The following is a 20273-nucleotide window of genomic DNA, read 5'->3' as shown; positions in this document are numbered from 1 at the left end:
ACGCTCAGTGCAGGCCGGCCTTCGGCGTTCTTCCTGTGTCCGTCGGACCCCGGTGCTAGCCGGCGGTGATCAGGTGGGTGAAGTGGTCATACCGGAAGGTGACCGGGCCGCCGTCGTGCACAAGGCTGAGGTTTCCACCGCCCGGGACTCCGCCTGCGCCGTAGTTCTCGGCCCAGGAACGGTTGAGCGCGGCCTTGAACGAGTAGGTGCCGGCCGGCAGCTCCGGGAACGTCAGCTTCCAGACGAGGTCCGCCGGATCCAGCGAGAGCTGGGCCTGCGGGCAGTCCGGCATCCAGTCGCCCGGGCAGCCCAGCTCCGAATCGAGGTCCCCGGCAGCCGCCACCGCGGCCGGCTGCTGCGAGGCGTAGACCGGGCTCATCACATGGGTGCTGTTGTCGTAGCGGAAGGTCACCGCGCCACCCGGGTGGTTCAGCACGATGTTGCTGCCGTTGGCGCCGCCCCCCGCGCCGTAGTTCTCGTCCCAGGAGCCGTTAATGGCGGCCTTGAATTCGTAGCTGCCGGCGGGCAGGTCGGGAACGGTCAGGCGCCAGACCTTGTCCGCCGGATCCAGCTTGAGGAAGGCTGCCGGGCAGGCCGGCTGCCAGTCCCCGGGGCAGCCCATTTCCGAGTTGAGGCTGCCCGCAATGGTGACCGAATTGGGCTGGGGGAGGTCCCCCGCGACCACCGTGCGGACGTCGCTGACCACTTCGCCGGCGCCCGGCACCGTCAAGAGCGCGCGATAACGCAGCTGGGTGCCGTCCGGCAGTGACAGGGCCGCCAGGTCATCCACGGCGGTGTAGTCGGGGGAGGAGCTGTCCTCGCCAAACTTCGTCCAGGTCCCGCCGCCGATGCTGCGTTCGAACCGGACCACGTAGTCGGCCTTTTCCGGGCTGGCGACGGCACTGACCTCGACCTTGCCGCGGACGCTGCTGCCTTCCTTGGGGTTCACGATGCTGAGCACCGGGGACGGGACGGTGACGCTGCGGGGCTGGCTCACCGAGGTGTGCGCCCCGTTGTCCAGCACCACGGCGCGGTACTCCACGGCGGTGCCGGCTTTCAGGGCGGAGACGTCATGGAAGACCTGGTAGGGCGCCGTGTCGTCAGTACCGATTGGGGCCCATGCGCCGCCCGCCGTGCGGGCCTGGAAGGTGACCTCGTAGAAAGAGGTGCCGTCGACGTCGGCCGCGACGCGTACGCGGCTGTTGTCCGCGGCAGAGGCTGCCGGCGCCTGCAGGCTTACGGCCGGCGCTGCCTTGGAGTGCGGGATGCGGCCGGCGGACTCGTAGACGACGGCGGAGAGCGGCGGAACCGTGACCGTCAGCTTCCCGTCCGCCGCGGTCTTGGCCTCGGCGCTTGCCTCCCCGTAGATCCGGTTGAAGGTGCGCTTGCCCACGTAGGTGGGGACCGCTGCGGTCTGGGCCTGCTTGCTGTTGTTGATGGAGACAACGTACTCGCGCTGGTCCTTGGCGTCGGTCCGGGAGAAGGCGTAGATGCCGGGCCCGTCGGACGCGTACCGGTTCTGGTGCGCGCCGTTGCGCAGCGCCGGGTGTTCGGTGGTCAGGGCCGCGAGTTCGCTGATGTCGCGGTACAGCGGGTGGGCGGTGTTGAAGTTGTCGCCCGCATGCGTGGCGTCGGTGCCGAGCAGGTCATCGTCGAGGTAGTCCGGGACCTTGCTGGCAAACATCGTCTGGCGGGCATCCTGGTCCCCGCCGGGGCCGGTGAAGCCCTGTTCATCACCGTAGTAGACCACCGGGTTGCCGCGGGAGAAGTACATCAGCTCGTGGGCGAGCCGGTCCCGCGCGACGCGTTCGGCGTCGTCCGCGCCTGGGTTGTCCGCGGTGATGAAGCTGCCGATCCTGCCCATGTCGTGGTTGCCCAGGAACGTGGGGAGCTCGTAGACGTTGGAGTCGGCGTCGGTGTACCAGTCATCACCGGCGAAGAAGGTCTCCAGCTCCTTGGCGCCCTGGCCGCGCGAGGCGAAGTTCCGGGCCGCCTCCTGGAACGGAAAGTCGAGCACGGCCTGCATCTTGTTACGGGTGGTGAACTGGGAGGTGAAGCTCTTGGAGGTGTCGAAGACCTCGCCGAACATGAAGAATTCGTCCTTGCCGTGCGCCTTGGCGTAGGCGAGGACGCGGGGGCCGAACTGCTGCCAGAACTCGTCGTTGACATGCTTCATGGTGTCGATCCGGAAGCCGTCCACGCCGAAGTCGCCGATCCACTTCTCGTAGATGTTGACCATGCCGTTGACCACCTTCGGGTGCTCGGTGAACAGGTCGTCGAGGCCAAAGAAGTCGCCGTAGGAGGAGTTTTCGCCCTCGAAGGTGGTGTCGCCGCGGTTGTGGTAGAGCGTGGTGTCGTTGAGCCAGGCCGGGACCTTGAGGTTCTCTTCGCCGGGCGCGAGTTTCGGCGTGTACGGGAACGAGGTGGCCGCATCCAGCTTCGGGAAGGTGCCCGTGCCGGCGTAGTCACGGTCGTCGAACGGTTCGCCCGCGGCGGTCAGGTAGGGGGCGGCGTCCTTGGACTTGTACGCCGTGCGGTCGCCCTGCTCGTAGCCGATCACGTCGGCGGTGTGGTTGGTGATGATGTCGAAGTAGACCTTCATGCCGCGGGCGTGCGCCTCGTCGATGAGGGTCTTCAGCTCGGCGTTGGTGCCCAGGTGCGGGTCGATCTGGGTGAAGTCGGTGACCCAGTAGCCGTGGTAGCCGGCCGACTGGTCCTCCGGCTGGACGGCCTTGTTCTTGAAGCTCGGAGTCAGCCAGATCGAGGTGGTGCCGAGGCCCTGGATGTAGTCGATCTTGTCCCGCAGGCCCTTGAGGTCGCCGCCGTTGTAGAAGCCCTTCTTGGTCGGGTCGAAGCCGGAGACCATTGGGTTGGGACCCAGGCCGCCGTCGTCGTTGGCGGCGCTGCCGTTGTTGAAGCGGTCCGCCATCACAAAGTAGAACCGCTCGTCGGTGACCGGCCCGCGGAGCGAATGCGCAGCCGACGGGGCGCCCGGGCCCCGGGGGTCGGGGGCGGCCTGGGCGGGGACGACGGCGACGGCGGCGGCGGCCAGCGCCGCCACGAGGGCGACGCCGGCGCGGGCGGTGTGGTGGCGCCCTGCGCCGCGCCTCAAACGGGGCGGCCTGGGCAGGCTGGAGCTGCGGGTGAACACGATGGAGACCTTCCGGGTGAGCGACGTTGCCTCGACGAAGGGACGGATGCGGGAGACCGGCTACTGAGAGCCAAGTCACAATTGTAAGCGCTTGCACATGGATTTTCCAGCAAATATTCAGCCAGGGGTCCCCTGGCCGGTGCGATTCGGTTCGCGGGATATTCCGCGGGCAAGGCGTAGGGCCGCGGTGCCGCTTTGGATAGCATGGGCCTTTCAGGGCGGCTGCGGACACGGCTGCCGGAGGGCGCGGCGGAAGGGCGTGATGCCATGCGGACCATGCCCCCGCGGCCGGCGGAGGTGATCAGCCGGCTCCGTAGCGCCGGCTGCGTCTTCGCCGAAGAAGAGGCCGCCCTGCTGGTGGCCGCGGCGGCCACGGACGAAGAACTGGAGACGCTGGTCCGGCAGCGGGTCGCGGGGGTGCCGCTGGAGCAAGTGCTGGGCTGGGCGGAGTTTTGCGGCCTCCGCATCGCCCTGGACCCGCAAGTCTTTGTGCCCCGCCGCCGCACCGAGTATCTCGTCCGGCGGGGAACAAAAGTCCTGCAGGCGCGCCGGGCGGCCGGGGCATTGGGGATTCCAGTCGTCGTCGACCTCTGTTGCGGCTCCGGTGCCGTAGCTGCCGCGCTGGCGGCTGCGGCGGGGCCGCTGGAGCTGCATGCTGCCGACATCGATCCTGCGGCGGCGGCCTGCGCGCGGCGTAACGTGCTCCCGCTGGGCGGAGAGGTCCACGAGGGCGATCTGTACGGGGCGTTGCCGGACCGGCTGCGCGGCCGGGTGGATCTTCTGGCGGTGAACGCGCCTTACGTTCCCTCCGGGATGATCGGGACCATGCCGCCCGAAGCGCGCCTGCACGAGCCGCGGACTTCGCTCGACGGCGGCCCGGACGGATTGGAACTGCAGCGGCGTGTGGCCGCCGCGGCGCCGGAGTGGCTGGCGCCGGGCGGCCACCTACTGATTGAGACGAGCCGGCAGCAGGCGCCTCAGACGGTCCGAATCTTCGCCGGGAGCGGGCTCTCCGGCCGGGTCTTCAGGTCCCGGAAGCGGGACGCCACCGTCGTACTGGGCGCGGTTGCTGCCAGACGCTCAAGGCAGGGCCGTTAGCGGGGACCCGTTAGTGCTTGTCCGGGTCGACATTGGTTGCCGGTCCGGCCGGCGTAGCGCCGCCTTCATCCGACCAGTCCTGCCCGGTCTCATCGTTCAAAGCCGGATCCGAAGCGACGTCGGAGGCCGTGTCCACGGCGGCGTGGGCGCCGCCGGAGGTCCCCAGGTTGGCCGTGCCGGGGTGGGTGCTGTGTGCGGGGATCGCGCCGCCGGCCTGCGTGCCCGCTGCGGCCGGGGTCGCCGCGGACGTCGTCCCCGAGGGTGCGGGGCTCCCGGCTGGGGTCTCGTCCCGGTGGACGGCGGAGCTGATGACCGTGCCCGCGCGGCGGGCGGCCTCGGTGAGCTGGCTGGAAACCTCGGGGGCCTTTTCCTTGACCGCTTCCGTCGCGTCCGCCACCTTGTCCTGGACCGGCTTGCTCTGCCAGAGGCCCGCTGCCCGCGCTTTCAGCTTTTCGTAGGCTGCCCGCCCGGAACGGGATCCAAGGACGTAACCTGCCGCGAGGCCGGTGCCGAAAAGAAGTTTGGCTTTCATGCTGTACTCCTGCTCTGTGTTCTCTGGAAGGGTGCTCTTGAAGTCGTGTTGAAATGTCGACGGGTATCAAAAAACCGGCCCCAGGAAATAATCCCGGGACCGGTTTTCCGGTCACACCGTTTTAGCGGTGCGAGCGCTTGGTGATCATGCCGTAGACCAGCAGTACGATGATCGCACCGCCGATCGCCAGCAGCCACGTGGTCAGCGAGAAGAATTCCTGCAGTCCCGTGCCGAAGATAGCGCTACCGATGAGGCCGCCCAGGAGGGCGCCCACAACACCGAGGATCAGCGTGATGACCCAGCCACCGCCCTGACGTCCCGGCAGGATAGCCTTAGCAATTGCTCCGGCAATAAGACCCAGAATAAGAAATGCGAAAAAACCCATTTTATCGGCCCTTCTCTTTCATTGAGGAGACACCCGGGTTGCCGGGTGCGCTTCATCCTTCTGCCTAAATACTAATCATGCTTACTATCAAAACGCCACTCGACACCCGGAAAAGTTTGGGAAACCCTTGTATTCACAGGGAATTTCGGGAGTGTCGGGCGGTCAAAAACGCCCGTCCCAAGCGCGCCGCCGGCCGCCGCAGTCCTCACCACGCGTAGTCCTCCGGGGCGGTCCGGTGGCCGGGGAAGATCGCGTCGAGGCGCCCCAGGGCCTCGACGTCGAGCTGCACCAAAAGGGAGCGCAGGGCGGCGCCGAGCTGCTCCCGGGTGCGCGGGCCGACGACCGGCGCCGTGACAGCCGGCTGGTGCAGCAGCCAGGCCAGCGCCAGTTCCCCCGGCTCGTGCCCGAGTTCGTCCGCGAGGTCCTCGTACCGGCGGATCTGGTTCCGGTGCTTCTTCAGGGCCTCAAGCGAGCGGCCTTCACTCCGGCGGACACCCTCGTGCTCCTGCTTGAGAACTCCGCCGAGCAGGCCTCCATGCAGTGGAGACCACGGCAGGATCCCCAGGCCATAGTGCTGGGCGGCCGGAATTACCTCGAGTTCGGCGTTGCGGGTCAGCAGGTTGTAGATGGACTGCTCGCTGACCAGGCCGTTCGAATGCCGGCGGGAGGCCGCTTCCTGCGCCCGGGCCAGGTGCCAGCCCGCGAAGTTGCTGCTGCCCGAGTAGAGGATCTTTCCCTGCTGCACGGCGACGTCAACTGCTTGCCAGATTTCGTCCCACGGCGTGTTCCGGTCCACGTGGTGAAACTGGTACAGGTCGATGTAATCCGTCCGGAGGCGCCGGAGGCTTGCGTCGAGGGCGTGGCGGATATGCAGCGCGGAGAGCCGGGACTCGTTAGGCCGGTCAGCCATTGTGCCGTAGACCTTGGTGGCGAGCACCGTCCGTTCCCGGCGCTCGCCGCCTTTGGCGAACCAGCGGCCTAAAATCTCCTCGGTCCAGCCGCGGTGCGTGGAGCCGCCGTAGACGTTGGCCGTGTCAAAGAAATTGATCCCGGCGTCCATCGCGGAATCCATCATCACGTGGGCGTCCGATTCCTCGGTCTGCGGCCCGAAGTTCATGGTGCCCAGGCAGAGGCGGGAGACTTTCAGGCCGGAACGGCCCAGCTGGGTGTACTCCATGCGCCGCCCTCCCGGACGTCAGCGCTCCAGGCGGAACCCGAGCTTGATGGTCACCTGCCAGTCGGCAACCTGGCCGTTTTCGAGGTGTCCGCGGATTTCCTTGACTTCGAACCAGTCCAGATTCCGCAGGGTTTTTGCAGCCTCGGAGATGCCGTTGCGCACGGCGGCGTCCACGCCTTCATTCGAGGTCCCGACAATTTCAGAAATGCTGTAGGTGTGATTAGACAACTTCGCTCCTCGGGATCGTCATCGGTCTGCTGTCCCCGGCCGTTGGCCGGAGGCCGTCCCTGCAGATTAGCCGACACAGCCCGGCCGTACTAGGGGTGCGCCGCGTTGGTCGGCGATCCGAAGACCGGACCCGGTTCGGGCCGCTTGGGGGCGGGAGGGGCGCTTCCGTCGCGCGGCCGGACGCGCCGCATCATCCAGGGCAGCAGGTAATGCGTGGCCCAGGCCAGGTCGCCGGCCCGGGTCTCCCGCCAGTTGCCGACGGGCAGCGGCTTGGGCTGCAGCGGCTGCAGGCTGTGCGTGACCTGCAGGGTGTCCAGCACCATGCCGGCGATCGTGTGGTGTCCGAGCGGGGAAAAATGCAGCCGGTCCGGATCCCACATCCTGGGGTCGCTCAGTTGCCGCAAGGCCCACAAGTCCGCGATGACGCCGTGATGGCGGGCGGCGATGGTCCGGATGTTCTCGTTGAAGACGGCCACCTTGCCGCGGATGTGGCCGAAGACCGGGGTGTCGCCCCAGTCCGGCCCGGTGAAGAGCACGACGGTTGCCCCCGCGGCGGAGAGGGCCGCGACCGCTGCATCGAGGCTTACCGCGAGCCGGTCGGGATCGCGCCGGTGGAAGACCAGGTCATTGCCACCCGCGGACAGCGTGACGAGGTCCGGTTTCAGGGCGATCGCCGGGCCGAGCTGCTGGTCCACGATCTGCTGCAGCACAAGGCCGCTGACGGCCAGGTTGGCGTAGGAAAAATCCCCCCGTGCGGCACTGAATTCCTCCGCGATCCGGTCCGCCCAGCCCCTCATTCCGCCGGGGCTGAGGGGCTCGGGATCGCCCAGGCCGGCTGTGAACGAATCTCCCAGGGCGACGTAGCGTTTCCAGGGGCCCGGACCGGCGCTGGTGGCGCCTTTGCGGGCCATTACCGGATCACCGAAGCTGGCCGCGTTCACACCCCCAGAACTACGCCCGTGAGCCCCCGTCCGGTAGGTACTTACGTCCCTACCGGAGAGGATTTCGCCGCGGTTTAGGCCCGGCCAGGGGACGCTTATACCACTAGGGGTATGTGAAATACCAAGGGGGGTATATCATGGAATGTAATCCGTCTACTCCGGGAGGCACCCATGGAACTCGATCCCACCGACATGAAGTCCGTTATTAACCGCCTGCGCCGCGCCCAGGGCCAGCTCGCGGCGGTCACTCGCATGATCGAAGAGGGGCGGGACTGCAAGAGCGTCGTCACGCAGCTTGCCGCCGTCTCCAGTGCCCTGGACAAGGCCGGATTCTCCATCATTGCCACCGGTCTGCAGCAGTGCATGCAGCAGGAGGACCCGAGCCTGGACCGTGCCGAACTGGAGAAGCTTTTCCTCTCGCTCGCCTGAGCGCATCCATCACCGGAGGCCAGGACCAGCTGATGGTCCTGGCCTCTTGCGTTCCCTCCGGCTGGGCCGACAATGGAGGAAAAGCGGCCGGTTGCCCGTGCCGCGACGGTAAGGAGCGCCATGCAGCAGCCCGCAGGCGGCCCGGCACCAGCCGTGCCGGAGCGAGACCTGGTCATCGACCTGGCCCGGTTCTTCTGCCTCGCGCTGGTGGTTATTGCCCACACGATGATGGTCAGCCCGGTCCTGCACCCGGACGGCACCGTGAGCTCCGACAACACCCTGGGGAACCAGCACTGGTTCGAACCCGTGGTCTGGGTGCTCCAGGTGATGCCCCTGTTCTTCGTCGCCGGCGGCGTCACCGGACTGTATTCCTGGCGCCGCCTGCGGTCCCAGGGCGGCAGCGCCTTCGAATTCGTCCAGGGCAGGCTCCTGCGGCTGATCCGCCCGGCCGCCGTGCTGCTGTCGGTCATGTTCACCGGCCTGTGGGCCGCACGGCTCAGCGGCGTGGACCCGCAGGTGATCCAACTGCTGGCCGCCGGCGCGGGCATGCCGCTGTGGTTCCTGGCCGCCTACCTCGCGGCGCAGCTGAATCTGCCCTGGCTGGCCGCACTCCATGCCCGCGCACCGTGGCTGACCCTGGCCGCCCTCCTCTGCCTGGTGGTGGCCGTGGACTGCCTCCGCGGCGCGCTGCCTCAACTGGCCTACGCCAACATGGTCTTCCTCTGGTGCGCTGTGCAGCAGCTTGGCTTCATCCTGGCCGACGGGAAACTGCGGGGCCTGACGCCTTCGGGGCTGCTCGGCATCGTGGCGGTGAGCAACCTGACGCTCGGCGCCCTGGTGGTGCTCCGGCTGTACTCCGGGAACATGCTGGTCAACCTCAACCCGCCCAACCTGACCCTGTTCCTGCTTGCCGTCTCCCAGGCCGCCGGGCTGCAGCTTCTCCGGCCTCTCCTCGCCCGGCTGGCCGGCCTCGGCCCGGTCCGCGGGGTCCTGGCCCGGGTGGGACGACGGTCCATGACCGTCTACCTGTGGCACCTGCCGCTGCTGGCAGCGATGTCCGGTCTGCTGCTGCTCACCGATTTTCCGAAGCCGACCGGGGGGACCGCGGCGTGGTGGTGGACCCGGCCGCTGGTGCTGTTAGGCGTCGTCGCCCTGCTGCTGCCCGTGCTGGCGCTGTTTGGGCGGCTGGAGGAGCAGCCGACGGCGCCGGGCAGCTCCCGCGCGCGGCCTGCGGCTGCCGTGGTGACGGCCGCCGTCGTCGTCTTCATCCCGGTGGCCGACGCGGCACTGAACGGGCTCACGGTAGGGCTGCTCGGCGGCGGTGCGGCCTGCTTCGCGCTCGCCGTGCTGCTGCTGGGCCGCGTTCCGACCCGTAACGCCGAAGCCAGTGATTCCGGTGGATCCGGACGGCCATTGCCACACCCGCCATTACGTGCCAATCTCGAACCATGACGGAGAACTCGGCAGAAACTGAAGACACGTTCAGCCCGGACGTCTCCACCACCCGCAATGATGACCTGCACCGCTATGAGCTGCATGTTGGCGGCAAGCTCGCGGTCCAGGTGCGCTACATCGACAGGCCGGGCCATGTGGACTTCATCCACACCGAGACAGCCGAGCAATTCAAGGGCCAGGGGCTCGCCGGGGTGCTCGCGCACTTCGCCCTGGACGACGTGGTGGCTTCCGGGAAGCGGATCATCCCGCACTGCCCCTACATCTACCGCTACCTGCGCAAGCATGACGCCTACAACCAGTGCATTGACTGGCCGGATCAGGCGCCAGCCGGGGCGTAACCGCTTGTGAGCGGGGCGACAATTTCGTATGGTTTAGCTTGAGTTATGCAGTTGGCTCAAGGACGTGTCATTTGGAGAACCCCGTGAACCACAAACTGCGTGTGCTTGTCCGTGTTGATGTCGATCCCGGACACGTGACTCTGGAAGTCACCGGTTGCCTGACCCAGGCAAACTACCCCGCCCTGCTGCACATCATGCGGCGAGCCAGCCGACTGGCCTCCGGCTCGGACGTCAGCATCGATCTGCACGGCGCCTCCCACCTCGACCCGGAGATCCTGCTCTACCTCCGGCAACTCGCTGCAAACCAGGCCCCCGCGGCGCCCCAGGAGCCCGTGGCTGCCGCCGTCGGCCTTGCGGCAGGCGGTAGCGAGGGCTTCCGGCTTCTCCTGCAGGAACCGGCCGAGCTGCCCATTTGCCTGGTTCACGTCGGTTCCGACGGCGAGGTCCTGGCCGGGCTGGACGGCGAGATCACCGGGGCCGTCACCGGCCAGCTCCTTGGCGAGGTCGCCGACCTCGACGTCGAGGGACCCACGCCGGACGATGCGGGCACCGCCGCTGCGCCCGGCCCTGACCTCATCGACGGCCTTGAGCTCTCCGATTACTTCGAGGGGACACTGGATCCGGCCGCCACGGTGCAGGCGCTCTCCGACGCGGCCCTGGGTCAGCTGGCCGACGCCCTGTACCGCCACCTGGATACCCCCAGCCCCTCCTTCGGCGCCCACACCTGGTACGAGCTCGCCGCCGAAGAGCTGCAACAGCGCTACCGCGCCATGGACGAGGCTGAGCTGGACGGGGTTGCGCTGGACGTTGCTGGGCCGGTCGGCGCCGCCTTGGATAGCGCTCCGGACGGCCCGGCCGAAGGCGAACTCGCCCCGGGGCCGGCCCTGGCCTGAGGCCCAGAACGCGGCGGCGCTAGGCTGTGGCTATGAACACAACCGCTCACGGCCCATCGGCCCCGGCCCTCACCGCCCTGATCACCGGTGCAACAGCCGGCCTCGGGGCCGAGTTCGCCCGCCAGCTGGCCCAGCAGGGACACAACGTGGTCCTGGTGGCACGCGATGAGGCGCGGCTCCTGGCCCGAGCGGCGGAGCTGGAAAACAATTACGGCGTCCGGGCGGAGGTGCTGGCGGCTGACCTGGCGGACGATGGCGGAGTGGCCGCCGTCGTCGAACGCCTGAGCGATCCGGCGCGCCCGGTCGAGATCCTGGTCAACAACGCGGGGATCGGCCTGCTTCACTCCTTCGCGGACAATGACATTGCGGACGAAAAACGGCACCTCAAGCTGCACGTCGAAACGGCGATGGAACTGACGCACGCCGCGCTGCAGGGCATGCTGCAACGGCGTTCGGGCCGGGTGATCAACGTGGCGAGCGTGGCGGCCTTCCTGCCGCGGGAAACCTATTCCGCCGCGAAGGCATGGCTGCTCAGCTTCAGCCGCTGGGCCAACCTCGCCTATGGCGGGCGCGGGGTAAAGGTGACAGCCGTCTGCCCAGGCTTCACGCACACTGAATTCCACGACCGGATGGGCATGGACAAAGCGGTGACCCCGGGCTGGATGTGGCTGCAGGCCGAACAGGTTGTCCGCGAAGGCCTCGCCGACAACGAAAAGGGCAAGGCCGTCTCGATCCCGAGCAAACGCTACAAGCTCCTCACGGCAGCGGCTCGTGTGCTGCCCGCGCGGCTCGTCGCGGGGCCGCCGCGGCGCGCGAAGTAGAGGCAGCCGGGCTAGGCGTTCGGCGTCGCGGCCAGCGGCCGCCGGCGCCGGATCAGAACCACGACGGCGATGCCGGTGCACGCGCCGATCAGGGTCTCCACCGCCCGTTCGGCCACGAGGAAGCGGGGATCGGCGGGGAACGCCAGCTGCGTCATCAGCAGGATGACGGGCGTGAATGACACCATCGCAAGCCCGTAGTGCCGTGCCATGAAGAGCTCGGTGGTGAATTGCAGGACGATCACCAGCACCGCCAGGACGGCGGTCTCGTGGCCGGGGAAGAGCCGCAGCGGCGAGCCCGCCCACGGAAACAGCACCACGGCCACCACGACCAGGCCCAGCAGGGTGCCGACGATCCGGTGCAGCCCGCGGTAGACGCTGCTGGGCAGGTCCGCGCCCGCCAGGGGTACCGCCGCGGCGGCCATCGCCCAGTGCGGGTGCGCGCTGCCGCTGAGCACCCCGACGCTGCCGGCGGCTGCTACCGCGGCCAGGTACCGGGCCGCGTGGATCCAGGCGGCCCGACGGCGGATCCCGCGCAGCGGCGGCACAACGCGGGCGGCGCCGCGCTCCCAGGCCCGGCCGCGGACCCAGCCGCCGAATCCGACCGCCATGGAGAAGGCGGCGGACGCCGCACCGATCAGCAGGGCGAGTTGCCACGGCACCGCGGTGGGAATGGAGGCGCAGGCACCCAACGCCAGGATGCCAAAGAACGGGCCGTTGGGCGTGAGCCCGACCTTGTCCGCGAAGAGTGATCCGGCGGCCGCGAGGGTCGCTTCCACGGCCACGAGAGTCCACGAATGGAGGTGGTTCACCGAGAGCGCCACGCCGACTCCCAGGCCGCCGACCAGGACGAAGGCCGCCTGAAGCTGGTGCTTGAGCCTGAGCTGGTGGGGTTCGGAGCGGCCGTACATCCCGGTGAGGGCGCCGAACACGGCGTAGATGATGAGGTCCGGGCGCCCGGCGGCGAGCAGCACCAGCGAAGGGACCGCCACACCGACGGCGACGCGCAGCGCGGAGACGCTGTCTCGGTTCGCCGGGCCAAGCCGGTGCAAAACACGGACATGCCGCAACAGGGACTGCACGCGGACCTCCTGGGGTTGCGGGTGAGTGGGGGCTGGGGACGCGCCAGAGGCCTGCCCCGCGCGCTTCCCCCAATGGAAAAGCGTGCGGGACAGGCCTCTACGGGCGGGGCGCTGGGCTACGCGGTCCGGACCGGCGGGCCTGGACTAGGCGCGGGCGGGAATCTTCCCGGCGTCCCCGTCGGCTGCTTCGGCCGAGGTGAGCGGCATATCCATGTGCTCAAGGTCGATCAGCGGGTTCTCATCCTGCGTCGCGACCAGTTCCCGGGCCTCGGCCTGGGTGTCCACGCTCGGCATGGAGCCCGGCAGCGGCATCTGGGCGGATTCCTTGAGGAAGTAGATCGCCACGGCGCCGATCGCCGAAGTGGCCATCAGGTAGTAAGCCGGCATCATGTCGTTGCCGGTGGCGTTGATCAGGGCGGCGACGATGAACGGGGTGGTTCCGCCGAAGATGGCCACCGAGAAGTTGTACGCGATGCCCATGGCGCCATAGCGGCTGGCCGTCGGGAACTGGGCCGGCAGGGCCGACGCCAGGTTGGCCACGTAGAACGTCACCGGGAAGGCGATCAGGGCGAGGCCGGCCAGCGTGGACCAGATCTCACCGACGCCGATCAGCAGGAATGCCGGGGTGGCCAGGACGACGGTGCTGATGGCACCGATCCACAGCACGGGGCGGCGGCCGATCCGGTCGGAGAGCTTGCCGGTCAGCGGGATGCACAGGCTCATGATGACCAGCACAGGGATGGTCAACAGGGTGCCGTGCACCTCGTCGTAGCCCTTGGACTCGGTCAGATAGGTCGGCATGTACGACGTCAGGGCGTAGCCGGCGGTGTTGGCTGCGGCTACCAGGATCATTGCGACGATGATGGAGCGCCAGTAGGCCTTCACAATGCCCACCGGTCCCTTGGACGCGGACGTGTCAGCGGCGGTGGCGTCCTTGGCGAGGTTCTCCTGGGCGTCCAGGGTGGCCTGGAACTGGGGGGATTCCTCGATCTTGCTCCGGAAGTAAACAGCGATCAGGCCCAGCGGACCGGCCAGCAGGAACGGAATACGCCAGCCCCACTGCTCCATGGTGTCCTGGCCGAGGGTCAGCTGCAGCACGGAAACGAGCGCGGCGCCGGCGGCGAAGCCGAGGTAGCTGCCCATGTCCAGGAAGCTGGCGAAGAAGCCGCGCCGTTTGTCCGGGGCGTATTCGCTCACGAAGGTCGTGGCACCGGCGTACTCGCCGCCGGTGGAGAAGCCCTGGATGACCTTGAACAGGACCAGCAGGACTGCGGCCCAGATGCCGATCTGGGCGTAGCCGGGCAGGAGGCCGACGGCGAAGGTGCTGGCCGCCATGATCATGAGGGTCGCGGCGAGGACCTTCTGCCGGCCGATCTTGTCGCCAAGCCAGCCGAACACGACGCCGCCGAGGGGGCGGGCGATGAAGGTGGCGGCGAAGGTGCCGAGCAGGAAGAGGGTCTGGACGGACTTGTCCGCCTCCGGCAGGAACACCGGTCCCATGGTGGTGATCAGGTAGCCGAACACGCCGACGTCGTACCATTCCATGGTGTTACCCACGATGGTGCCGCCTAGCGCCTTCTTAAGCATCGGCTGGTCGACGACGTTGACGTCGGACTCGCGGAGTCGACGGCGACGAAGCCGTGGTTTCTTGGCGCCCCGGGGTGCGCCTTGGTTGGTTCCGCCGGCGTGAATAACGCCTGCTGAAGAGTCGGTCGTGCTTCGGTCTGTGGGCATTTGGAAAGCTCCTAGGGAGATCATTTGCTTGCGACTTGTAGCTGCCCCGCTCCGGGCAGGCTTTCAATTTTACGGGATTTCCATGGCGTTTCCGATTCCGGTGGCGTATGATCAGCCGATTCCGGTGCCAATGCGGTGCCATCTGCCCCGATCCGGGGTGCGGTTTCGCCGCGCCGTTCCTAGGAAGAAGCCACATTCCGGAATTTTTGGGGAAGTTTTTTCCAAGTCGGCCCGTTTGGGCTCCTTTCCGCCCCCGTTTCGGCCGGCAGCGGGCCGTCCCCGGCTCTGTTCAAGACGCGCGGAAACTGCCTATGGTGGAGCCACCGCCAGTGCCAACACACGCCGAGCCGAGGAGCGCCTTCCATGACTGACAAATCCGGCAAGCACGAAGAGCCCGGAGCCCCGGGCGCGGAAGAACGCGGCCGCGAGGAACCCCAGGCCGCGCCAAAACCCGAGCAGGGCGTTAAGTCCCGCCTCACGGATGCCCAGAAGGAAATGCTTGCCAGCAAATCCCGCGGCGGCGCCGGCCTGCAGAGCGTCGGCCGCAGCCACAAGCCCACCCACGCCAGCGGCAAGCAGGGCCCCCCGCAGAAGAAAGTCCGCTGGTAGGACCTAGAGACATCTCACCGGCGCCGACCTACGATTGGGGGACGCTTCATTTCATCGCAGAAAGGAAGAGCCATGGCGGATCATCACTCGAACGAAGAGATCGAGCCTGAGGTTGCGAGTCACCTTGCGGAGTCCATGGACGAGGTTCCCGGGCCGGAGAGCAAGCGACCGGAACCGCCCTCGCCCGCCGACGGCCATGAGTGGCCGGACGGCAGCGGGAAGCACCGCCACCCCAAGGACCGGGACGTGGTCCGCGGGCAACAGGGACAGCAAGTGGCAGACGCGGCCATCCACCGGCAAAGCCGGCCGCAGATCCCCCATCACGACTGAGAGTATGAGGGCCCGCCACGGCGGGCCCTCACTTATGTTCGACGACGACGTCGGCCGGTGTCTTGTCCAGGCGCCAGCCGCGCCAGACCGGGTGGCGGAGCTTGCCCCCTCCGGTCCAGTCGCCGAAGGTGACCTCGCCGACCAGCCTGGCGGACACCCACCGGGCGTCGGAGGCATCTTCCGCCGGGACCTCGGCGAAGGGCGAGGTCTTGCGTGGGATGGCATCGAGCTGCTGACGCAGTTCCCGGAGTTCGCGGCTGCTGAACCCGCTGCCCACCCGGCCCACGTAGCGCAGTTTCGCCCCGTCCGGGATGCCCAGCAGCAGTGAACCGACCGAGTCGCGGCGCCCGCCGTTTCCGGGCCGCCAGCCGCCCACCACCACTTCCTGGGTCTTCTCGAACTTGAGCTTGAGCCAGGACCGGCTCCGCTGCCCGACGTAGCGTCCGCCGGTGCGCTTGGCCATCACGCCCTCCAGCCCCAGCTCCTCCGCGCTTTCCAGGATGTGCCCCACTTCGGCGTCGATCACCTCGGAGAGTTCCACCGGGCAGGCGCCGTCCCGGGCGCCGTCCCGGAAGAAGGTTTCGAGGCGGTTCCGCCGCTCCCGGAGGGGGCGCCGCCGGAGGTCCTCGCCGCCCTCGGTGAGCAGGTCGAAGAGCATCAGGCGCACCGGGGTGGAGGCCTGCGCCTTCGCCACGTCGGCGGCCTTGCTCAGTTTCATCCGCCCCTGCAGAAGCCCGAAATCGGGCTTGCCGGCCGGTCCGACGGCGATGATCTCGCCGTCGGCGGCGAACTCCTGCGGCGGCCAGCAGGAGCGGTCCGTCAGCTCCGGGTAGCTGGATGACATGTCGTTGCCGTTGCGGCTGATCAGCCGGATCCGTTGAGCGTCGCCCAGGACCAGGGCCCGGATGCCGTCCCATTTCAGCTCGAACTGCCAGTCCTTGTCGGCCAGGTCGGCAGGGGTTCCCGCGCTGGCCAGCATCGGCGAGAGCTCCGCCGGGTCCGGGGCGGGGGTCGAGTCAGCCGGGCGGTCTTCAGTCGCCGGCAGGGGCCGCTCCGCGGCGGGTTGGTTGCCGTGACCGGTATCGGGCGTGTCCATCAGGTGGATGAGCCATTGATCGTTGGCCTGGCCGGTGTGGATCAGCGCGAACCTCCGGGTGCCGCCCAGCCCCCCGCCCTCCTGGCCGGTGAGGGTGGCGATGACTTCCTTGCCCGCGATCCATTTTTCGCACTCGTAGTGCCCGCGGTCCCAGATGCTGACCGTGCCCGCCCCGTACTGGCCCTTGGGGATGGTCCCCTCAAAGTCCGCGTAGTCCATCGGGTGGTCCTCGGTCTGGACGGCGAGGTGGTTTTTGGCCTTGGTGGTTGGCACACCCTTGGGCAGCGCCCAGGACACCAGCACGCCGTCGCGCTCGAGGCGGAAGTCGAAATGCAGCCGGCTGGCGTGGTGTTCCTGGATCACGAAACTCTCCCGGAGCGTGCCGCCGTCGGTCCTGCTGCGGTGCTGTTCGGCCGTGAACGGCTCCGGCGTGGCGGCCGCGTCCCGTTTGGTGCGGTAGGTCTCCAGCCGGGGGTCGGTGTCGCCGCCGTCGCCGGCGGTTGGGCCGTCGGATCCGGGCGTGCCCCCGGCGCCGGCCGCCGGCGCGCCGTGTGGAGCACCGGCGTGCCCTGCCCCGGAGATGACCGCGAACGGGTCCTTGCCCGCCTTCACCCGCTTCATCACCTCCAGGTAGTCGAGCTGGTGCAGCGAAGGCGCGCCGAGCTCCCGCCAGGTTCGCGGCGCCGCAACAGTGGGACGGAGCCTGCCCCGGAGCGAGTAGGGCACGATGGTGGTCTTCGCGGCGCTGTTCTGGCTCCAGTCCACCAGCACCTTGCCGGTGCGCAGGGTCTTCTTCATATCGCTGACCGCCAAATCCGGGTGGTCGGCCTCCAGTGCCCGGGCCAGTTCGTGGGCAAACTCCGAGACCTGGTCCGAGCTCTGCGAGCCGTCCAGCGCGGCGTAGAGGTGGATGCCTTTGCTGCCGCTGGTCACGGGCACGGGCTCCAGGCCCACGTCCTGCAGGATGCTGCGCGCCAGTTTGGCGACTTCCACGCATTCGGCGAGTCCTGCACCGTCCCCGGGATCCAGGTCCAGCACCAGCCGATCCGGGGGCAGGGCGTTGCCGTGCGAATCCACCCGCCACTGCGGCACGTGGATCTCCAGCGCCGCAATCTGGGCCAGCCAGGTGAGCGTGGCCGGATCGTTGACCAGTGGGTACTGGATGGTCCGCTCCTTGTGCGTGATGGACGCGCGCGGCACCCAGCCCGGCGTGGAGTGGTCCAGGTTCTTCTGGAAGAACATCTCGCCGGGCGCCTCCGCGGTCCCGACGCCGTGGACCCAGCGCTTCCGGGTGGCCGGTCGGTTCGCCGCTGCCGGGATCAGCACGGACGCCACCGCGGCGTAGTAGGCGAGCACATCGGCCTTGGTGGTCCCGGTCTCCGGGTACATCACCTTGTCCAGATTGGTCAGCACCAGTTCCCGGCCGTCGACCCGGACGCGTTCCTTGCTGTCAGCCAAAACACTTCACCTCCGTGCGGCTCTGGTGTTCACTTGAGCCATGAGAGCCATCTGGAAAGGCGCAATAGCGTTCGGGCTGGTCAACGTGCCGGTCAAGGTCTACAGCGCGACCGAGGACCACGACATCAGCCTGCATCAGGTCCACAACGCCGACGGCGGCCGGATCCGTTACCAGCGCCGGTGCGAGATCTGCAGCAAGATCATCGACTACGAGGACATTGACAAGGCCTACGAGGACGAGGGCCGGACGGTGATCCTCAGCCGTGAGGAGCTCAAGTCGATCCCCGCGGAGAACAGCCACGAGATCGAGGTGGTGCAGTTCGTGCCCGCCGAGCAGCTGGACCCGATGATGTTCGAGAAGAGCTACTACCTGGAACCGGACGCGAAGTCGCCCAAGGCCTACGTGCTGCTGCGCCGGGCCCTGGAGGACACCGACCGGGTGGCGATCGTCCAGTTCGCACTGCGGGAAAAGACCCGGCTGGGGGCGCTGCGGATCCGCGGCGACGTGCTGGTGCTGCAGGGGCTGCTGTGGGCGGACGAGGTGCGCGAGGCGAGCTTCCCCGCGCTCGAGACGAGCGTCCGGATCTCGGCTCAGGAACGGGAAATGTCCGCGGCCCTGGTGGACTCGATGGCGGCCGACTTCGAGCCGGAGCAGTTCACGGACGACTATCAGCTCCAACTGCGGCAGCTGATCGACGCGAAGATCGAACAGGGCGAGTCGCTGGACACGGAGGAGACCTTCGGTGCTCCGGCGGCGGAAGCCGGAACCGGCGAGGTGATCGACCTGATGGACGCGCTGAAGCGCAGCATCGAGCGAAAGCGCGGAGCGGCCGCGGGCGGTGGCGACGACGACGGCGCAACCGCCGGAGCGGCGGCCGGCAGCAAGACGAAAGCTGCGCCGGCCGGGAAGCCCGGGTCCAAGACGGCTCCGAAGGCCGCGGCCAAGTCCACTGCAAAGGCCGCCTCCGGCGGTGCCGGCGGGACGGGGACCGCCTCCAGAACCGCCTCCAGGGCGGCCGCCGCCAAGACCACAGCGTCTAAAACCACAGCGTCTAAAACCACAGCGTCCAAGAGCACGGCGTCTAAAACCACCGCCGCGAAGGGGGCTGCGCGCAAGGGCGCCTGAGCCCGCGTCCGGGTTCGCCCCCCGCGCTTGTGGCGTCATCGGCTCAGGAATTCCGCAGAGCGGAGATCAGTTCGCTCTTCTTCTTCGCTGAATAGCCCTTCAGGCCGATCTCCTTGGCCTTTTCCCTCAACTGCGGGACGGTCCAGTCCTCATAGTCGCCGGACTTGCCGCCCTTGCGGCCCACCGATGACCTGCCCCGCTTGGCCGCCGCGTTGGAGACTCGGGCTGCCTTCTGCTTCGAGGCGCCGTCCTCCAACAGCGCTTCATAAAGTTCAGGGTCCTTGATGCTGGGGCTCTCGGAACCCTGCGGCGCACCTTTTTTCGCAGGCATGGCTACCGCGGCCCGCCGTCGGCAGTATCAGCCGGATCGGCCGCGACAACAGCATCGGCGGGGACGACATCGTCGACCTCGCCGCGGTCCACGGAGGAGCGCCATTCGCCGGTCTCGATGCCGCGGGACTCGATGAACTCCTTGAAACGGCCCAGGTCGGCGCTGACCTGGCGGCTGTCCGCACCCAGCGCGGAGCCGGTCTTCTCCACCACGCCCTCGGGCTCCCACTCAAGTTCGACGCTGACGCGGGCGCGCTCGGCGCCGAGGGATTCAAAGGTGACGGTGCCCGCATTGCGCGGTTTGTCCTGGCTGACCCAGGCGATCCTGCGGTCCGGGGTCTGCTCGGTGATCTGGGCGAGGTACTCGCGCCGCACCCCGGCGATGTCGGTCCGGAACTGGAGCGAGGTCTCGTCGATCTGCTCCACCGCCTCGACGCCCTTCATGAATTCCGGGAAGGTCTCGAACTGGGTCCACTGGTTGTATGCGGTCGACACGGGGACGTCGACGTCAATGCTCTCTTGCACGCTTGCCATGGTTCGTCTCCTTGAGGCCGGGAACTGGTCCTGGCGGCTGCCCGGGGCGGCAACCACGATTCCCAAGCTATCGACGCCCGCCGGGGAAAACAAGCATCTACTAAGGCCCCTTATGAAGCGTTTCCGGCGCGGGCGCGCCCGGAAACGACGGCGGCCCGGCACCACCCCGTGGGTGCTGCCGGGCCGCCGTCCGCGCTGCTGGCGCTATTCGGCGTCGTGGTCCGTCTCGAGGATCTGGACGAGGCGGTCCAGGGCGGCGTCGGCGCCGTCGCCCTCGGCACGCAACACCACAACCTCGCCGTGCGATGCGCCCAGGCTCATCAGGGACAGGATGCTGGCGGCGTCCATGGCCTCGTCCTCCGGTTCGCCGAGCCGGGCGATGGTGATTTCGAGATCGAACTCGCCTGCAGCCTCGGCAAAGATGGCGGCCGGGCGGGCATGCAGCCCTACGCGGCTGGCAATGGTGGCGTTACGTTCGGTCATTTCTGCTCCTTGGATTCAGCTTTGGATTATCAGCTTGGGAAGGTCT

At 68.1% G+C, this 20273-nt stretch carries 21 protein-coding genes; 9 read left to right on the top strand and 12 right to left on the bottom strand.

The genetic code is table 11. The annotated features are described in order from the left end of the window. Positions 1-55 precede the first annotated feature (55 nt). The gene (locus AC1DB8_RS10660; RefSeq protein ID WP_476892988.1) at positions 56-3151 is read right to left on the bottom strand and encodes an alpha-amylase family glycosyl hydrolase; all 3096 of its coding nucleotides are present in this window, start codon (positions 3149-3151) and stop codon (positions 56-58) included. Positions 3152-3418: 267 nt separating this feature from the next. Here AC1DB8_RS10660 and AC1DB8_RS10655 point away from each other — a divergent pair, with 267 nt between their 5' ends. Continuing rightward, positions 3419-4249: a putative protein N(5)-glutamine methyltransferase gene (locus AC1DB8_RS10655; protein WP_476892987.1), complete on the top strand. Its 831-nt coding sequence runs from the start codon at positions 3419-3421 to the stop codon at positions 4247-4249. Positions 4250-4259: 10 nt separating this feature from the next. On the opposite strand, the gene AC1DB8_RS10650 is transcribed toward AC1DB8_RS10655, so the two are convergent. The 5 genes from AC1DB8_RS10650 to AC1DB8_RS10630 all read right to left on the bottom strand — a co-directional run bounded on the left by AC1DB8_RS10650 (position 4260) and on the right by AC1DB8_RS10630 (position 7482). Then, positions 4260-4781 (bottom strand): hypothetical protein, encoded by a 522-nt coding sequence (locus AC1DB8_RS10650; RefSeq protein WP_476892986.1) that lies wholly within the window; start codon positions 4779-4781, stop codon positions 4260-4262. 121 nt (positions 4782-4902) lie between these two features. Next, entirely contained in the window at positions 4903-5166 is a 264-nt protein-coding gene (locus AC1DB8_RS10645) for a GlsB/YeaQ/YmgE family stress response membrane protein (RefSeq protein WP_175322464.1), read from the bottom strand. A gap of 205 nt (positions 5167-5371) precedes the next feature. Next, complete coding sequence (locus AC1DB8_RS10640) at positions 5372-6343, bottom strand: aldo/keto reductase (protein WP_476892985.1); 972 nt, start codon at positions 6341-6343, stop codon at positions 5372-5374. A gap of 18 nt (positions 6344-6361) precedes the next feature. Then, positions 6362-6571 (bottom strand): dodecin, encoded by a 210-nt coding sequence (locus tag AC1DB8_RS10635; RefSeq protein WP_175322466.1) that lies wholly within the window; start codon positions 6569-6571, stop codon positions 6362-6364. Positions 6572-6660: 89 nt separating this feature from the next. Next, positions 6661-7482 carry an SGNH/GDSL hydrolase family protein gene (locus tag AC1DB8_RS10630; RefSeq protein ID WP_476893037.1) on the bottom strand — a complete coding sequence of 274 codons (822 nt, stop codon included), beginning with the start codon at positions 7480-7482 and terminating at the stop codon, positions 6661-6663. A 201-nt stretch (positions 7483-7683) separates the two neighbouring features. Between AC1DB8_RS10630 and AC1DB8_RS10625 the strand changes: the two genes are divergently transcribed. From AC1DB8_RS10625 to AC1DB8_RS10605, 5 genes are all read left to right on the top strand, one after another. Further along, a complete protein-coding gene (locus tag AC1DB8_RS10625) occupies positions 7684-7941 on the top strand; it encodes a metal-sensitive transcriptional regulator (RefSeq protein ID WP_138767747.1) in 258 nt (85 codons plus the stop codon). Between the two features lie 120 nt (positions 7942-8061). Further along, positions 8062-9393: an acyltransferase family protein gene (locus tag AC1DB8_RS10620; protein ID WP_476892984.1), complete on the top strand. Its 1332-nt coding sequence runs from the start codon at positions 8062-8064 to the stop codon at positions 9391-9393. After that, positions 9390-9734, top strand: coding sequence for a GNAT family N-acetyltransferase (locus tag AC1DB8_RS10615; RefSeq protein WP_441418093.1), 345 nt, complete (start codon positions 9390-9392; stop codon positions 9732-9734). Before AC1DB8_RS10620 ends, AC1DB8_RS10615 begins: the two co-directional genes overlap by 4 nt. Positions 9735-9817: 83 nt before the next feature. Continuing rightward, a complete protein-coding gene (locus tag AC1DB8_RS10610; RefSeq protein ID WP_476892983.1) occupies positions 9818-10627 on the top strand; it encodes a hypothetical protein in 810 nt (269 codons plus the stop codon). Positions 10628-10659: 32 nt separating this feature from the next. After that, entirely contained in the window at positions 10660-11448 is a 789-nt protein-coding gene (locus tag AC1DB8_RS10605) for an SDR family NAD(P)-dependent oxidoreductase (RefSeq protein ID WP_476892982.1), read from the top strand. A gap of 11 nt (positions 11449-11459) precedes the next feature. On the opposite strand, the gene AC1DB8_RS10600 is transcribed toward AC1DB8_RS10605, so the two are convergent. Further along, entirely contained in the window at positions 11460-12527 is a 1068-nt protein-coding gene (locus AC1DB8_RS10600) for an FUSC family protein (RefSeq protein WP_441418090.1), read from the bottom strand. A gap of 144 nt (positions 12528-12671) precedes the next feature. Further along, on the bottom strand, positions 12672-14261 hold the full coding sequence (locus AC1DB8_RS10595) for an MFS transporter (RefSeq protein WP_476892981.1): 1590 nt from the start codon (positions 14259-14261) through the stop codon (positions 12672-12674). Between the two features lie 363 nt (positions 14262-14624). On the opposite strand from AC1DB8_RS10595, the gene AC1DB8_RS10590 reads away from it, so the two are divergent. Beyond that, positions 14625-14870, top strand: coding sequence for a hypothetical protein (locus AC1DB8_RS10590; protein WP_476892980.1), 246 nt, complete (start codon positions 14625-14627; stop codon positions 14868-14870). Positions 14871-14942: 72 nt separating this feature from the next. After that, entirely contained in the window at positions 14943-15200 is a 258-nt protein-coding gene (locus tag AC1DB8_RS10585; protein ID WP_441418087.1) for a hypothetical protein, read from the top strand. A gap of 28 nt (positions 15201-15228) precedes the next feature. Here AC1DB8_RS10585 and AC1DB8_RS10580 read toward each other — a convergent pair whose 3' ends face one another. Continuing rightward, entirely contained in the window at positions 15229-17754 is a 2526-nt protein-coding gene (locus AC1DB8_RS10580; protein ID WP_476892979.1) for an ATP-dependent DNA ligase, read from the bottom strand. A 40-nt stretch (positions 17755-17794) separates the two neighbouring features. Between AC1DB8_RS10580 and ku the strand changes: the two genes are divergently transcribed. Next, positions 17795-18880 (top strand): non-homologous end joining protein Ku, encoded by a 1086-nt coding sequence (gene ku / locus AC1DB8_RS10575; RefSeq protein ID WP_476892978.1) that lies wholly within the window; start codon positions 17795-17797, stop codon positions 18878-18880. A 43-nt stretch (positions 18881-18923) separates the two neighbouring features. Here ku and AC1DB8_RS10570 read toward each other — a convergent pair whose 3' ends face one another. The 3 genes from AC1DB8_RS10570 to AC1DB8_RS10560 all read right to left on the bottom strand — a co-directional run bounded on the left by AC1DB8_RS10570 (position 18924) and on the right by AC1DB8_RS10560 (position 20227). Continuing rightward, positions 18924-19211, bottom strand: a complete 288-nt coding sequence (locus AC1DB8_RS10570) for a DUF7218 family protein (protein ID WP_476892977.1) — start codon at positions 19209-19211, stop codon at positions 18924-18926. Between the two features lie 2 nt (positions 19212-19213). Continuing rightward, entirely contained in the window at positions 19214-19744 is a 531-nt protein-coding gene (locus tag AC1DB8_RS10565) for an SRPBCC family protein (RefSeq protein ID WP_476892976.1), read from the bottom strand. 204 nt (positions 19745-19948) lie between these two features. After that, on the bottom strand, positions 19949-20227 hold the full coding sequence (locus AC1DB8_RS10560) for an HPr family phosphocarrier protein (RefSeq protein ID WP_138767728.1): 279 nt from the start codon (positions 20225-20227) through the stop codon (positions 19949-19951). Between the last annotated feature and the right edge of the window lie 46 nt (positions 20228-20273).

The sequence above is a fragment of the Arthrobacter sp. 10N410 genome (assembly GCF_056394945.1).
Note: the sequence above shows the minus strand (reverse complement) of the source record. Positions and strands in the feature narration are given on the sequence as shown.

What these genes read in the sequence shown, in the direction of transcription:
- AC1DB8_RS10655 (WP_476892987.1), top strand. Translation starts at nt 3,419, where the DNA reads ATGCGGACCATGCCCCCGCGGCCGGCGGAGGTGATCAGCCGGCTCCGT.
- AC1DB8_RS10650 (WP_476892986.1), bottom strand. Translation starts at nt 4,781, where the DNA reads ATGAAAGCCAAACTTCTTTTCGGCACCGGCCTCGCGGCAGGTTACGTC.
- AC1DB8_RS10645 (WP_175322464.1), bottom strand. Translation starts at nt 5,166, where the DNA reads ATGGGTTTTTTCGCATTTCTTATTCTGGGTCTTATTGCCGGAGCAATT.
- AC1DB8_RS10640 (WP_476892985.1), bottom strand. Translation starts at nt 6,343, where the DNA reads ATGGAGTACACCCAGCTGGGCCGTTCCGGCCTGAAAGTCTCCCGCCTC.
- AC1DB8_RS10630 (WP_476893037.1), bottom strand. Translation starts at nt 7,482, where the DNA reads ATGGCCCGCAAAGGCGCCACCAGCGCCGGTCCGGGCCCCTGGAAACGC.
- AC1DB8_RS10625 (WP_138767747.1), top strand. Translation starts at nt 7,684, where the DNA reads ATGGAACTCGATCCCACCGACATGAAGTCCGTTATTAACCGCCTGCGC.
- AC1DB8_RS10620 (WP_476892984.1), top strand. Translation starts at nt 8,062, where the DNA reads ATGCAGCAGCCCGCAGGCGGCCCGGCACCAGCCGTGCCGGAGCGAGAC.
- AC1DB8_RS10615 (WP_441418093.1), top strand. Translation starts at nt 9,390, where the DNA reads ATGACGGAGAACTCGGCAGAAACTGAAGACACGTTCAGCCCGGACGTC.
- AC1DB8_RS10605 (WP_476892982.1), top strand. Translation starts at nt 10,660, where the DNA reads ATGAACACAACCGCTCACGGCCCATCGGCCCCGGCCCTCACCGCCCTG.
- AC1DB8_RS10595 (WP_476892981.1), bottom strand. Translation starts at nt 14,261, where the DNA reads ATGCCCACAGACCGAAGCACGACCGACTCTTCAGCAGGCGTTATTCAC.
- AC1DB8_RS10590 (WP_476892980.1), top strand. Translation starts at nt 14,625, where the DNA reads ATGACTGACAAATCCGGCAAGCACGAAGAGCCCGGAGCCCCGGGCGCG.
- AC1DB8_RS10585 (WP_441418087.1), top strand. Translation starts at nt 14,943, where the DNA reads ATGGCGGATCATCACTCGAACGAAGAGATCGAGCCTGAGGTTGCGAGT.
- ku (WP_476892978.1), top strand. Translation starts at nt 17,795, where the DNA reads ATGAGAGCCATCTGGAAAGGCGCAATAGCGTTCGGGCTGGTCAACGTG.
- AC1DB8_RS10570 (WP_476892977.1), bottom strand. Translation starts at nt 19,211, where the DNA reads ATGCCTGCGAAAAAAGGTGCGCCGCAGGGTTCCGAGAGCCCCAGCATC.
- AC1DB8_RS10565 (WP_476892976.1), bottom strand. Translation starts at nt 19,744, where the DNA reads ATGGCAAGCGTGCAAGAGAGCATTGACGTCGACGTCCCCGTGTCGACC.
- AC1DB8_RS10560 (WP_138767728.1), bottom strand. Translation starts at nt 20,227, where the DNA reads ATGACCGAACGTAACGCCACCATTGCCAGCCGCGTAGGGCTGCATGCC.